The following is a 12556-nucleotide window of genomic DNA, read 5'->3' as shown; positions in this document are numbered from 1 at the left end:
TGTCACTGACGTTCGTCATTGACGTTCATCGACGGATCGGGGCGGAAGGGAAGGCGATGTCCGTACTTCGGGAGGGGCCGTCCCGGCGGGACGCGCAGCGCGTCGAGACACGTCAGCGGGTGTTCGAGGCGGCGCTCGCCGAGTTCCGGCGAGCGGGTGCCGCGAGCGCGGACATCGGCGCCATCGCGACCGCGGCGGGGGTCGCGCGGGGCACTTTCTACTTCCATTTCCCCACCAAGGAGCACGTCCTCGCGGAGGTCGTGCGGCGCGAGGAACGCCGGGTCGCCGACGGCCTCACCCGGTTCCTCACCGCCCCGCACGGCCTCGGCGACGTGCTCGGCGAAGTGGTCCGGCTCGTCCTGGCGACCGAGCGCAGGGTCGGGAAGACCCTCTTCAAGGACGTCCTCGCGCTCTACTTCTCCCCCTCGCGCCCCGACATCGACGAGTGGGACGGCCACCCGGTGATGGTCATGATCATCGAGGAGATCGCGCAGGCCAGGGCACGCGGCGAGGTCCGGGAGGAGGCCGATCCCGCGCACAGCGGCTACTTCTTCTTCCTCGGCCTGTACGCGCTGCTCGCCACGATCCGCGAGGCCAAGGCCGTCCGGGCCGGGCTCCTCGCGGAGTTCATCACGGCGACGCTGCGCGGTCTGGAGCCGCGGTGACCGGACGACACGCGGTCGCCGAACGGCCTACATCGGTCAACGCTTGGCTAATTCCGGACTTATCGATCTTCGACGTGGTTGGATCCGGAAGCTCCCAAGGAGGCAGTCCCCCCATGACCGCACAGTTCCTCGTCACCGCATCCGGCCTCGGCATGGCCGTCAAAGAGGCGCTCCGCGCCGGACTCGACCGGACCCTGCCCGGCGGCTCGGTGCCGCTGCGCGCCGACGGGATCGACGAGCGATGGCTCAGCGACGCACTCGGCCTCGCCCCCGGCACGGTCACCTCCGTGCGCATCGCCGACGCGCACTCCGGGACCGCCGCGCGCGTCCGCCTCGCGGTCGAGGCCGACGGGCTGCCGGACCACCTGTTCCTCAAGCTGCCGCCGCGCAACTACCTCCAGCACGTCCTGATGAACCTGTTCGACCTCGGCCTCCGCGAGATCCACGCCTACCGCGCGCTAGGCGAGACCCCGCCCGTCCGGGTGCCGCGCTGCCACGCCGCCAAGGCCGACGAGGGCAGGCGCCGCTCGGTCCTGGTGCTGGAGGACCTGTCGGAGACCGCCACGTTCCGGACCGTCGTCGACTCGGTGAGCCGGGAGGAGGCCGAGTCCGTCGTCGACGCCCTGGCTGGCCTGCACGCCGCCTTCTGGGGCACCGACCGCTTCAAGACCGACCTCGCGCCCCTCGCCCGGCGCTCCCCCGGCGCGCTGCGCCTCGGCGACCTGATCCGCCGCCGCTTCCTGGAGCAGATCAACGGGCACGCCGCCGATCTCATCCCCGAAGAGATGAAGCTCCAGTGCCGCGTCTTCTACCAGCGCAGTGCCGAGATCGACGCTTTCTGGGAAGCGCGGCCCCAGACCCTGATCCACGGCGACACCCACCTCGGCAACCTGTTCTTCGAGGGATCCGCGCCCGGCTTCCTCGACTGGCAGGTCGCCATGGCCGGACCCGGCATCCGCGACATCGCGTACTTCGCGACCACGTCCGTCGAGCCCGACCTGCTCCGCAAGATCGAGCGGCCGCTCGTCGAGCGTTACGCGGCGCGGCTGCGGGACCTGGGCGTCGCCGCGGACACCGACGAGCAGTGGACGCTCTACCGGGCGGCGGTCACCGAGGCGTACCTCGCCGCCGTCTGCACCGCCGAGGCCGGGGAGCGGATGCAGCCGCGCGACGTCTCCCGGACCGGCGTCGCCCGCGCCGTCGCCGGGGTCGCCGCGCACGACTCCTTCAAGGTGCTGACCGCGCTGATAGACGGCGAAGCGCCCTGAACGCGTGACGGCCCCGCACGGGGTGGTCCGTGCGGCGCCGTCACGGGGCGCCTCAGTTGAGCGCTTTGTTGAGCGCGTCGATCGCCAGGTGGCGGGCGACGTTCGCGGCGCGGGTGTCGCGCAGGCTGTCCAGCAGCAGGAAGTCGTGGACCATGCCCGCGACCCGGACCGCGGTGACGTCCACGCCCGCCTCGCGGAGCCGGTTGGCGTACTGCTCGCCCTCGTCGCGCAGGACGTCGGCCTCGTCGGTGATCACCAGGGTCGGCGGCAGGCCCTTCAGCTCCTCCAGGCTCGCCTGGAGCGGCGAGGCGTAGACCTCCTTGCGCTGGGAGTCCTCGGCCGTGTACGCGTCCCAGAACCAGATCATGCCGTCTCGGGTGAGGTAGTAGCCGTCGGCGAACTGGACGTAGGACGGGGTGCTGAAGTCGGCGTTCGTGACCGGGTAGAGCAGCACCTGGGCCTTGAGCGCGGGGCCGCCGCGGTCCTTGGCCATCAGCGCGAACACCGCGGACATGCAGCCGCCGACCGACTCGCCCGCCACCGCCATGCGGGAGGTGTCCGCGCCGTACTGGGCGCCGTTCTCGGCGATCCACTTGCCGACGGCGTAGTTCTGCTCGACCTGGGTCGGGTACTTCGCCTCGGGCGCGCGGTCGTAGACGGGGAAGACGCCTACCGCGTTGGCGCCGACGACGAGTTCGCGAAAGAGGCGGTCGTGCGTCTTGTCGTCGCCGAAGACCCATCCGGCGCCGTGGATGTACAGCACGACGGGCAGGTTCCCCGAGACGCCCTTGGGCCGGATGATCCGGGTGCGCACCTTGCCCCACTCCCCGGCGTCGACCTCGACCCACTGCTCGTCGACGTCGGGGCGCGCCACGCCCTCACCGCTCTGGAGGCCCGCCAGGATGTCCCGGCCCTTCTCCGGCGGCACCTCGTAGATGCGCGGGTGCGGGGCCGTCGCCTCGGCGAGCGCCTGCGCCGCGGGCTCGAGGAACGGGGTCAGCGGAGGAGGCTGCTGCGTCATGGGTGGTCTCCTTTGCGAGGTGCGGCGCCCGCCCCTACGCGCGCGCCTGGGCCCGGCGGCCCGGTTCCGGGAACCGCGCGGGCGGTCACGCAGTGTGGCCTGCTCCCGGCCGCCCCCGGCCAAACGCGCCCCGGGGCCGCCTTGGCGAACCCCCGCACATCCGTTGGCGATACCCCACTTCCCCACGGATCTGACGAGTCCGGAATTTTCCCCGAACCGGCCCATATCGCGTGCGGTCTCCCCTGTCCCGTCAGCGCCCTGGCCCGGTGGGCGGCACGCGATACGCGGCCCGGGCCGACGGGGTGCACAGGAGGACGAGCGCCAGGAGACCCGGGAGCAGCGGCGGAAGCAGCCAGATCAGAAAGAACGCCGGATCCAGGAAGATGTCGCCGTCCGCACCGCCGCCGTCGGCGAAGAACACCCGGTGGTACACCACGCACTGGGCGACCAGCAGCCCGCCGAGCAGCACCAGCGCGACCACCCGAACCCCGCGCGGGCCCTTCTTGAGCAGGCCCGAAACGCCGGCCAGCAGAAAGGCGGGCACGAGCGGCGCGAACCCCACCTCAACGTCCCCCTGGAACAGACCACCGAGGAACATCCCGGCAACGGCGAGCACCACAGCGTGCAGCCCCATGAGAAACCTCGCGATGACCACACTCCACGGCAGCTCCCGCCGCCCTCCCGCTCCCGAGTTCCCGTTCATCCACCCCTCCACAGGCACAACGCCCACAAGACAGGACGGGGGACCTGGATTCCCCCTATCCGACTCCCCCCGCCTCCCCCAGGTTCACCACGATCCGCGCACCGCACCGCACCGCATGACGTACGTCGAAGCCGCGACGGGCTGCGCGACGAGCGCCACCCCACGAGGGCGACCCGACCGGCGTGGGAGGCCGGCACGCCGTCAGCCCGGTCCGCGCTGCCGAGAGCCACCGCTACCTGGCTCCGGCAGCCTGGCCCCGTTGGCAACGGAGCCACTCCGTGGGCGGGCGACCCGCCTCCTCGCGCCATGCCGGCGCCCCGCGCCGTCTGCTCCGCGAACCCCCGTGCCAGCGGCGCCTCACGCCGTAGGCGGGCGACCTACGCGCGCGCCGCGCCGACCAGCGGAGTGACCGTGCTCGCCCCCTGCCGACCATCTGCCCGGACCGGGGCACGCCCCGTTCCGCCGGATCTGCCCACAGCGGAGAGGTGACCGACGTACATCGGGAAGGGGCGGGTGGCGTGTTCGGTTCTGTTCGGCCGCGTGGGTGCGGGCGTCGGGGCGGTCGGGGCGGGGACGGCGGCGAGGCCCCGGGGCGGCGCGCGACGCTGTGGACGGCGCGGGGCGCGGGAGATCGACGCGGCCGCGACCTCGGCCCGGAAGGGGCGGCCGTTGGGGGGCGGTGGGCCTTCGGGGTCAGGGTGGGGTGAGGGTGAAGGGGGTCGGGGGGTGGGTGGTGCCGTTGATCTGGAGGACGAGGGTGTGGGGGCCCGGGTGGAGGGGCCGGGTGCTGAGGGGCTTGAGCGGGTGGCGGCGGGTCAGGGTGGTGCGTTCGCCGGGGGACAGGGAAAGGGTGGTGAGTTTGAAGACCTTTGGGGCGGTTCGTCCCGTGGCCTTGCGGTAGTGGACGATGTAGTCGATCACCAGGCGGGTCGTGGAATCCCCGGTGTTGGCGACCTCGAACGCGAAATCGAGGGAGCCGCCCACGGCGACGTCGGACGAGGCGAGACGCGGGCCGCTGAGCGCGACCGGCGCGTCCGGGGCGAAGCCCAGCAGGACCAGGGCGCCGGGGTCCCCCCGCTTCACCGCGGTGCGCAGCGCGTGCCGCACCGACTGAGCCGTGCTCGGCCCCGGGTCGGCCGCCCAGCCGGCGGTGATCTCGACGGCCAGCGCCGCCTCGGCATGGCTGATGTCGTTGACGTGGTTGGCGACGGACCTGCGCACGTACTCCGACTCGTCCCGGTGCAGGGCGTCGAGGATCGGCCGGGTCGCCCGCGGCCGCCGCAGGATGTCCGGGACCCGGACGGCCCAGGGCAGCCGTGGCCTGGTGCCCTCCGACGCCAGCCTGCGCACGTGCTCGTCCGGATGCGCCGTCCACTCCGTGATGACGCCGAGCGCACGGTCGAGGTCGGCGATCAGCATCCGCCGGATCGCGAACTCGGCCGTCAGCCGTGGGGTGAGCGCGGCGAGCAGAGCGAGCCCCTCGTCGAAGGCCTCCGGCGTGCCCTCCTCCAGGGCCCGCGACGCCACGGCCTCGGTGACGGGCCAGGTCATCCACCCGGCGAACGCCGGATCCGCCAGCGCGGCCCGCACGCTCTCGCGCATGCCGACGTGCCCGGAGGGCAGCTCCGCGAGCAGCACCGCGCTGAGGGCATCACTCCGCTCACGCAGTGCCATCCCGTCCAGCCCTGGTGCGACCGCCCGCACCGCTTCCGCCGCGCGGCGCCGCCCTATCCCGTCGAGCACCGCCGCGAGACCCACGACGGCCTCCCGCCCCAGCAGCTCCTCCGCGAAAGGCATGCCCCCTCCTCCCCGCGACGATCCCCGACCGCCCCGCACCCGTCCGAACCGACTGCCGCTCACGCTAGCGCCCACCACCGACATTTCCGGGAACCCGTCGTCCCCTCGGCCGAAAGCCCGCCCGACCTGCGCCCCAACGCGTCCGCGGCCAGGTCGGAACCACCGACCCCGGACCGAACAGCGACCACCGCGCGACCCCGAGCCGTCCGTCTGAGACTCCGCGCCCGGACCATCGGCCCACGGCCGGAACGGCGGGCTCCGCGCGACGCTGCAGCGTCGTCGTCGGCGGACGCCGTGGCGGCAGTTCCACGGCGGACGATCAGGCTCCGCGGACGTCGTGGTCCGGCGGCTCAGGCGAGTTGGGCGTCGTGGGCGATCAGGGCGATCTGGGTGCGATTGTCGAGGTCGAGCTTGGTGAGAATGCTGGAGACGTGCGCCTTCACCGTGGTGACGCTCATCGCGAGGTCGGCGGCGATGTCGGCGTTGGCGGCGCCGCGGGCGATCTCGACGGCGACGTCGCGTTCGCGGGGCGTGAGGACGGCGAGGGCGGCGCGGGCGCGGTCGTGGGCACCTGTCTGGACGACGGCGCGCTCCATGAGACGCCGGGTGACGGCCGGGGAAAGGATCGGGTCGCCCGCCGCGACGCGGGTGACCGCCTCGACGATCCTCGGCGGCGGGGTGTCCTTGAGCAGGAAGCCGCTCGCCCCGGCGCGCAGCGCGCGCAGGATGTTCTCGTCGGTGTCGAAGGTGGTCAGGACGATCACCTCGGGCGGGCGGCGTCTGGCGCGCAGCCTGCGGGTGGCGGTGATGCCGTCGACGCGCGGCATCCGCAGGTCCATGAGGACGACGTCGGGGGCATGCGCGTCCGTCGCCGTGACGGCCTCGGCACCGTCCCCTGCCTCACCGACGACGGCGAGGCCCGCGGCTCCGTCGAGCATCATGGCCAGGCCCGCGCGGACGAGGGCGTCGTCGTCGACCAGAAGGACGCGGATCATGCGGGCCATGGTAGCCGGGCGTTCACGACGAACTCCCCGTCTCCGGCGCGATGGTCGAGCCTCCCCCCGGCCAGGCGCACCCGCTCGGTGAGTCCGACGAGGCCGGTGCCGCTCCCCGGGAAGGCGGGTTCCTGGACGGGATCGGCGAGCGGGTTCCGCACATCGATGCGCAGGCGTTCACCCGGCTCGCCGTGCACGTGCACCTCGACGGGTTGTCCGGGCGCGTGCTTGCGGGCGTTCGTCAGCGCCTCCTGGACGACCCGGTAGCCCGTCCGTCCCACACCGGAAGGCAACACGGCGCCCTCCGTCTCGTCCACGAGTCGCACCCTCTGCCCGGAGTGGCGGGCCTCGTCGGCCAGCCGTGCGAGGTCCGCCAGGGTGGGCGGGGGCACGAGGTCGTCGTGTTCGTCCTCCTCGCCCAGCAGGCCGATCACCTGCCGCAACTCCTCCAGGGCCGCGTGCACCCCCGCGCGGACGACCCCGGCGGCCTGGGAGACCTGCTGTGGGGAGACGTCCGTGCGGTATTCCAGGGCGCCGGCATAGGTGGCGACCAGCGTGAGCCGATGGGCGAGCACGTCGTGCATCTCGCGGGCCAGCGCGCGGCGCTCGGCCATGCGCGCCTCTGCGACCCGCCTTCCCTGTTCCGCTTCGGCCCGAAGGGCGCGTTCGTGCAGGGAGACGAGCAGCGCGTGCCGGGAACGGGCCAGCGCGCCCCAGCCGAGCAGCGCCGCGTAGGCCGCGCAGACGAGCAGCAGCCACCAGCCGAGCGCGATGCCCGGGTTGGGACGCAGGAGCCCCTGGCCGACGTGGGCCGCCACGCCCAGCGCCGCGACGCCCGCCGCCCGCCCGAACGGCCCGCGCCGCGCCGTCTGGAGCGCGCCGAAGGTCGCCGCGGGGGTCGCCGCCGGAGAGACCGCGGCCAGCAGCACCGCGGCGAGCGCTCCCGGAAACGGCCGCCACAGCTGGACGAGCGCCGCGACGAGGGCCGCGGCCCCGGCCAGGAGATCGAGTGTCAGGAACGTCCCGTCCGACTGCCCCCACACCGTGCCGGCGGTGAGCCCGCCGATCCCGACGACCACGGAGGCCACAGCCGCTGACGGGGGATGCCGCATCTCGCTCACCGCGCCAGGCTAACCACCGGAGAGACCGCACCGTCACCTACCAAAGTAGGGGGCGGCCCCTTCCCTGGACGGGGAGGTCACGACCGGAAGCCCGATGCGGAACCCTCGCCCGGCAGGCGAACCTTCGGCCATGAACACCACCTCGCGACGCCTCCTCATCACCGTCTTCGCCGCCCCCTTCGCCGCCCTCGCCCTCTGGGCCCTCGCCGTGCCCGGCGCAGGCGTGTCCCTGGACGTCGCAGCACACGGCGGCCCGCGCCCGGTAGGCCCCCTGGCGATCGCCTCCGCGAGCATCGCCGCAGGTCTCGCAGGCTGGGCCCTCCTGGCCCTCCTGGAGCGCTTCGTCCCCCGCCCCCGCCTCACCTGGACCCTCACCGCCCTCACCGTCCTCGCCCTCTCCCTCCTCAGCCCCCTCTCCCTGCCGAGCACCGGCACCAACACGACCCTGACCCTTCTCCACCTGGCCGTGGCCGCCGTCCTCATCCCGGCCCTCCCCCGCCGCTAGCCCAACCCCACAACGGAACCCACCGTGCGCGGCATCACCCTGCTCGACCAAGACTCGTCCGCCCCTAACCTCAGCCCCGCCGCCCAACGCGCGTTCGGCCTCTTCCCCTCTCTCGGCAACGAGTCCATCCTCAACGCCCTCGAATCCCTCACCTCCCACCTGGACCCCTCCCCCACACTGAGCCCTCACCGCATACACCTCTGCGCCCGAAGGCCGGCCGAACAAGACCAGACCGAGCGAACACCAGGTGATCCCGCCTTCCCCTCACCCCGCCCCGCACCCTGCCCCCACCGTGCCCCAGTTCTTACCCCGCAGCCTCCTTGCCCCGTACCCGGCCGCCCAGCGCCCAGCGCCCAGCGCCCAGCGCCCAGCGCCCCGACGGTGTACCAGGCGCGGGGCTCCCGGGCTTCGGGCTTCGGGCTTCGGGCTTCGGGCTTCGGGCTTCGGGCTTCGACGGGTCGGGGCAGGCCGTCGGGGGCGCATGGCCGCTTCGGGCTCGATGGGTCGTGATGTGCGCATGAGGCCGTGGCGCACGGGGTGGACCTGCAGCTGTCGGGGCACACCCATGGCGGTCAGCTGTGGCCGATGAACTTCGTGGCGGAGCTGGCGGTGGTCGGCTCTTGGGGCGTCTCGGGGTGTACGGGGGCTTGAGTTCGGTCAGCCGGCGAGAGCCGTGTAGATGAGCCTGGCCACCTCGTGCATGCCTCTGGCGTTGGGGTGCATGGCGATGGCCCCGGATGGGTCGCGCATGGGTTCGGTCCAGCGGGTGGTGCGCGAGCGGCAGGCGTCGTGGCCGGTGCTGGGTTCGAAGGGGTCGACGCTCAGGGCGCCGAAGGCCGCGGCGCGACGGGCCAGCATCGTGTTCAGGCTGCGTTCCTTGGCGGCCAGGTAGGGGATGTCCTCGGGCTCGACGGCGATCGACTTGCCGCAGTTCGCGGTGTCGGGCAGCAGCCGCAGGTAGCCGACGACGACGATCACCGCGTGCGGGGCCTTGGCGCGGATCCGCTCGAGTGCCTTGTCGATCTTCGGCGCGGTCGCGGCGATCTTCGCCTCGATCCTGTCCTTGCCGTTGGCGGTGAAGATCCGCTTACAGCCCCGGAGGAACGAGGCGAAGACGCAGGTCCTGAGGATGCCGCCGAAGCCGATGTCGTTGCCACCGACGGTGAGGGTCACGAGCTCGGTGTCGGCGGCGAGCGAGTCGAGCTGGGCCGCGACGCCCGCCTTCTGGCGGTGGAAAAGCGCGTCGGTGGTGGCGCCCTTGCAGGTGACGTCCGTCAGGGCCAGGCGGCCTTCGGCCAGCACCTGGGCGTAATTGCGGCTCGACCTTTCGCATTTCTCATTGAGTTCGCGTGGAATGCCCGGTCCTGCGGCGAAAGAATCCCCGAGCGCCACGTATTTCCGCAATCGGGCGGCTTGGGCGGGTGCGGCGAGGACGCCGCAGAACAGCGAGGCCACGGCCAGCACCACCAGGCCGATACGAACGAATCCGGAACCGCACATGATTCACCTCAACACAGGAGCGAAACCGAACCACCCGCCACACATTCACGACGGCAATCCCGACACTAGCAAAATACATTCTTCATCAAATCGGGACACATCCGCATTCGCCCCGAAAATAAATGCGCAAAAAATCTCCGACACCCCGTCCTCCTCGCTGGACACAAGGGCCCGGCGCCATCCGCGTCAGGTGTCGAGCCACTCCGGCCTCGTGGCCGCCGTCGGATCGAGCCGCGCCAGGACACGCTGCTGTGCCTCGTGCAGCTGCGCCAGCTGGGCGGGCGAGAGCGCGTCGATGAGGAGTTCCCGGACGTGCGCGACATGCGCGGGGGCGGCCTCCTCGATGAGGCGCACGCCTTCGTCGGTGATGACGGCGCGGGTGGCCCGACGGTCGTCGGGGTCGGGCTCGCGACGGACCAGACCACGGGCCTCCAGCCGCTTGACGACGTTCGACAGGCGCGAGAGGGAGGAGCTGGTGAGCTGGGCGAGGCGGCTCATCCGAAGGGTGCGGTCGGGGAGCTCGGAGAGCATCGAGAGCACGTGGTACTCGAAGAAGCTCAGCCCCGCGTCTTGTGCCAGCTGAGCGTCGAGGGAGGCGGGCAGGGTCGTGATGACGCGGACCATGTCGAGCCACGCCAGGCGCTGGTCCGGGGTGAGCCACCGGACGCCGTCTCCCCCCGCCTCGGGGCGCACGTGTTCCGTCACGCGCCAAGCTTAGTTGACGCTTGAAGTAATTCGGGCTAGCTTTCTTCAAGATTGAAGCATTTTCAACGGACGACCCCGAAGGGTGGAGTGCGTGATCGCAGACGTGCGGCCGACCGTGCTCTGGCAGGGCGAAGACAAGACCGACAAGCCGCTCGTCGTGCTCCTGCACGGCCGGGGCTCGAACGAGCGGGACATCATCGGGCTCGCCGACCTGCTCCCCGACGACGCCGTCTACACGGCCGTACGGGCGCCCATCAGCGAAGGCGGCGGCTACGCGTGGTTCGCCAACCGCGGGATCGGCCGCCCCCTGGCCGCGTCCCTCGCCGAGGGCATCACATGGTTCCGCGCGTGGCTCGACGGCGTCGCGAAGTCCGGCCGCCCCGTCTTCCTCGTCGGCTTCAGCGGCGGCGCGACCTTCGCGGGCGGCCTTCTCCTCGACGCGCCCGAACGCTTCGCCGGCCTCGCCACCCTGTACGCCACGCTGCCTTTCGACGCCGGAATCCCGACCACCCCTGGACGCCTCACCGGAGTGCCCGTCCTGGTCGCGCAGGGCGACGCCGACACGGTCATCCCCGTCGACCTCCAGGCCCGCACCTGGAAGTACCTCCACGACGAGTCCGGCGCGCTCGTCACCGCGCTCCGCTCCCCCGGCGGCCACGCCCTCACCCGTGGTGACATCGCGGCCCTCTCCACCTGGATCACCGAGCACGGCGCCTGACCGCGCTTCCGCACGCCGCGCGTACCGACCGCCCCGTCCGGGGCTTCGCGCATCGGCGCCGTTCGCGCTCCGGCGCCGGGAGCATCGGCTGACCGCGCGCACGGGCGGGGCCGTCCGCGCCCCGGCACGGGACGCTGTCGGGCCGGTCAGGTCTTGAGTCCGGCGGGGCTGGTGACGATCTCGGGGCGGAGGGGGGCGAGGGTCTCCCCGATCGCGGCGATGGTCGCGTCGGGGACGCCCAGGCCGTCGAGGGTCGCGACGAGGTGGGCGACCACCCGGTCGAAGTGGGCGTCGAAGATGGCGAGGGGAGCATGGGCCGCGGCCATGGCGCGGCCCGCGTAGATGGCCGGGCCGCCTACGGCGGCGGCGATGAAGGCGCGCTGGTGGGCTTTGAGGCGGTTCAAATCGGTGTCGGCGAAGAAGCCGGCGAGCTCTGGATCGGTGGTCACCCTGACGTAGAAATCGTCGACTGCGGCCTTGACCGCCTCTGCGCCGCCGATCGAGTCGTAGATGCTCATGCGGTTCGGTCTCCCGTCGCCTCGGGGTGCGTCGCCACCCGACGGTAGGCGGGTCTCGTTTCGGGGAGAACGCGGCGATCGTCTCTCCGTGCAACGTTCTGCTCACCCGGCACTCGCCGCACGGTGAAGGCCGCGGGGAGGGATGCGGGCCGATCTCACCGCGGGACCGGGGACTACACTCGCGGGGATGGCATCGGGAGCGCTGGAATCGCTGATCGCCGACCTGGCGGAGATCAGCGGATATTTCCACCTCTACACCGCCGACGCCCCTCCCGGACCCTGGCGGCCGCTCGGCACTCTCCTCGACGACGGCCCGGCCTTCGCCGCACGGATCGCGATGGTCGCCGCGCATCTCGGCACCGACGAGCTCCGCATCGCGGCGTCCGTGGCCCATCTGGGAATCTCCGCCCGGATCTGGTCCCCCGTCGTGGGCGCGCTGGTGGCGCACCGGGTGCTGCTCGACTGGAGCGCCGACACCCTGGAGTGGAAGGACGCGCTCGGCGGCCCGCTTCCCTTGCGTCTTCCCTCCCCTACGGGACGGCCGGTGGAAGATCCCGTCAAGGCGGCCGGGGCTCTCTACGCCGCGGTGGAGCCCCTGCTCGACCGGCTCAACGGTCTCGTCCTCGGCGAGGTGAAGCTCGCGCCGCGGCTTCTCTGGGGCAATACCGCGTCCGCTCTGGGCGGCGCCGTGCGCGCGCTGGCATCGGCCCGGCCTCACCTCTCCGCCGACGCGCTCGCCTTGGGTGACGCGCTGCTCGGCTCGGGAAGACTGCGCGGTACCGGCACGTTCACCGAGTCCGCCCCGGGCGAGGCGTTCTTCACCCGGACCACCTGCTGCCTCTATTACCGGATCCCCGGCGGAGGCAAATGCGGTGACTGCGCACTGCTCGAATCCAAGCCCCGCGGACGCGCGCGCTGAAAAGGACCCGCGGCCGCCCGGAGGCCGTCGACGCCCCGGCCCTCACCCGCCCCTTCCCCGCCCCTTCCCGGCGAGCCGGGTTCAGCCCCTGGAGGGCGTTCTGTCGCGGAGTTAGCATCGG

General features: G+C 72.4%; 13 protein-coding genes. 5 read left to right on the top strand and 8 right to left on the bottom strand.

All coding sequences use genetic code 11. The features are described 5' to 3' along the window. Nucleotides 1-56: 56 nt before the first annotated feature. A complete protein-coding gene (locus EDD29_RS14145; RefSeq protein ID WP_123664849.1) occupies nt 57-665 on the top strand; it encodes a TetR/AcrR family transcriptional regulator in 609 nt (202 codons plus the stop codon). 113 nt (nt 666-778) lie between these two features. Then, entirely contained in the window at nt 779-1933 is a 1155-nt protein-coding gene (locus EDD29_RS14140) for a phosphotransferase family protein (RefSeq protein WP_123664848.1), read from the top strand. A 52-nt stretch (nt 1934-1985) separates the two neighbouring features. On the opposite strand, the gene EDD29_RS14135 is transcribed toward EDD29_RS14140, so the two are convergent. The 5 genes from EDD29_RS14135 to EDD29_RS14115 all read right to left on the bottom strand — a co-directional run bounded on the left by EDD29_RS14135 (nt 1986) and on the right by EDD29_RS14115 (nt 7561). Beyond that, on the bottom strand, nt 1986-2954 hold the full coding sequence (locus EDD29_RS14135) for an alpha/beta hydrolase (RefSeq protein ID WP_123664847.1): 969 nt from the start codon (nt 2952-2954) through the stop codon (nt 1986-1988). 250 nt (nt 2955-3204) lie between these two features. Continuing rightward, complete coding sequence (locus tag EDD29_RS14130; RefSeq protein WP_148085952.1) at nt 3205-3588, bottom strand: hypothetical protein; 384 nt, start codon at nt 3586-3588, stop codon at nt 3205-3207. A gap of 762 nt (nt 3589-4350) precedes the next feature. Beyond that, nucleotides 4351-5454, bottom strand: a complete 1104-nt coding sequence (locus tag EDD29_RS14125) for a DNA alkylation repair protein (protein WP_123664845.1) — start codon at nt 5452-5454, stop codon at nt 4351-4353. Nucleotides 5455-5804: 350 nt separating this feature from the next. After that, nucleotides 5805-6458 carry a response regulator gene (locus EDD29_RS14120; protein WP_123664844.1) on the bottom strand — a complete coding sequence of 218 codons (654 nt, stop codon included), beginning with the start codon at nt 6456-6458 and terminating at the stop codon, nt 5805-5807. Beyond that, on the bottom strand, nt 6446-7561 hold the full coding sequence (locus EDD29_RS14115) for a sensor histidine kinase (protein ID WP_123664843.1): 1116 nt from the start codon (nt 7559-7561) through the stop codon (nt 6446-6448). Before EDD29_RS14115 ends, EDD29_RS14120 begins: the two co-directional genes overlap by 13 nt. Before the next feature lie 139 nt (nt 7562-7700). Between EDD29_RS14115 and EDD29_RS14110 the strand changes: the two genes are divergently transcribed. Next, nucleotides 7701-8075, top strand: coding sequence for a DUF6069 family protein (locus tag EDD29_RS14110; protein WP_123664842.1), 375 nt, complete (start codon nt 7701-7703; stop codon nt 8073-8075). A gap of 657 nt (nt 8076-8732) precedes the next feature. On the opposite strand, the gene EDD29_RS14095 is transcribed toward EDD29_RS14110, so the two are convergent. Further along, entirely contained in the window at nt 8733-9575 is an 843-nt protein-coding gene (locus tag EDD29_RS14095) for an SGNH/GDSL hydrolase family protein (RefSeq protein WP_123664840.1), read from the bottom strand. Between the two features lie 186 nt (nt 9576-9761). Further along, nucleotides 9762-10280 (bottom strand): MarR family winged helix-turn-helix transcriptional regulator, encoded by a 519-nt coding sequence (locus tag EDD29_RS14090; RefSeq protein ID WP_246052756.1) that lies wholly within the window; start codon nt 10278-10280, stop codon nt 9762-9764. Nucleotides 10281-10371: 91 nt separating this feature from the next. Between EDD29_RS14090 and EDD29_RS14085 the strand changes: the two genes are divergently transcribed. Beyond that, on the top strand, nt 10372-10998 hold the full coding sequence (locus tag EDD29_RS14085; RefSeq protein ID WP_211359711.1) for an alpha/beta hydrolase: 627 nt from the start codon (nt 10372-10374) through the stop codon (nt 10996-10998). A gap of 146 nt (nt 10999-11144) precedes the next feature. Here EDD29_RS14085 and EDD29_RS14080 read toward each other — a convergent pair whose 3' ends face one another. Further along, on the bottom strand, nt 11145-11516 hold the full coding sequence (locus EDD29_RS14080; RefSeq protein WP_123664839.1) for a group I truncated hemoglobin: 372 nt from the start codon (nt 11514-11516) through the stop codon (nt 11145-11147). Nucleotides 11517-11703: 187 nt separating this feature from the next. On the opposite strand from EDD29_RS14080, the gene EDD29_RS14075 reads away from it, so the two are divergent. Beyond that, complete coding sequence (locus EDD29_RS14075) at nt 11704-12435, top strand: (2Fe-2S)-binding protein (RefSeq protein ID WP_170201395.1); 732 nt, start codon at nt 11704-11706, stop codon at nt 12433-12435. Nucleotides 12436-12556: the final 121 nt, after the last annotated feature.

The sequence above is a fragment of the Actinocorallia herbida genome, assembly GCF_003751225.1.
Lineage (GTDB): Bacteria > Actinomycetota > Actinomycetes > Streptosporangiales > Streptosporangiaceae > Actinocorallia > Actinocorallia herbida.
Note: the sequence above shows the minus strand (reverse complement) of the source record. Positions and strands in the feature narration are given on the sequence as shown.

Excerpts from the sequence above, each read along its gene's own strand:
- EDD29_RS14145 (WP_123664849.1), top strand. The coding sequence starts at position 57 with ATGTCCGTACTTCGGGAGGGGCCGTCCCGGCGGGACGCGCAGCGCGTC.
- EDD29_RS14140 (WP_123664848.1), top strand. The coding sequence starts at position 779 with ATGACCGCACAGTTCCTCGTCACCGCATCCGGCCTCGGCATGGCCGTC.
- EDD29_RS14135 (WP_123664847.1), bottom strand. The coding sequence starts at position 2,954 with ATGACGCAGCAGCCTCCTCCGCTGACCCCGTTCCTCGAGCCCGCGGCG.
- EDD29_RS14130 (WP_148085952.1), bottom strand. The coding sequence starts at position 3,588 with ATGGGGCTGCACGCTGTGGTGCTCGCCGTTGCCGGGATGTTCCTCGGT.
- EDD29_RS14125 (WP_123664845.1), bottom strand. The coding sequence starts at position 5,454 with ATGCCTTTCGCGGAGGAGCTGCTGGGGCGGGAGGCCGTCGTGGGTCTC.
- EDD29_RS14120 (WP_123664844.1), bottom strand. The coding sequence starts at position 6,458 with ATGGCCCGCATGATCCGCGTCCTTCTGGTCGACGACGACGCCCTCGTC.
- EDD29_RS14115 (WP_123664843.1), bottom strand. The coding sequence starts at position 7,561 with ATGCGGCATCCCCCGTCAGCGGCTGTGGCCTCCGTGGTCGTCGGGATC.
- EDD29_RS14110 (WP_123664842.1), top strand. The coding sequence starts at position 7,701 with ATGAACACCACCTCGCGACGCCTCCTCATCACCGTCTTCGCCGCCCCC.
- EDD29_RS14095 (WP_123664840.1), bottom strand. The coding sequence starts at position 9,575 with ATGTGCGGTTCCGGATTCGTTCGTATCGGCCTGGTGGTGCTGGCCGTG.
- EDD29_RS14080 (WP_123664839.1), bottom strand. The coding sequence starts at position 11,516 with ATGAGCATCTACGACTCGATCGGCGGCGCAGAGGCGGTCAAGGCCGCA.
- EDD29_RS14075 (WP_170201395.1), top strand. The coding sequence starts at position 11,704 with ATGGCATCGGGAGCGCTGGAATCGCTGATCGCCGACCTGGCGGAGATC.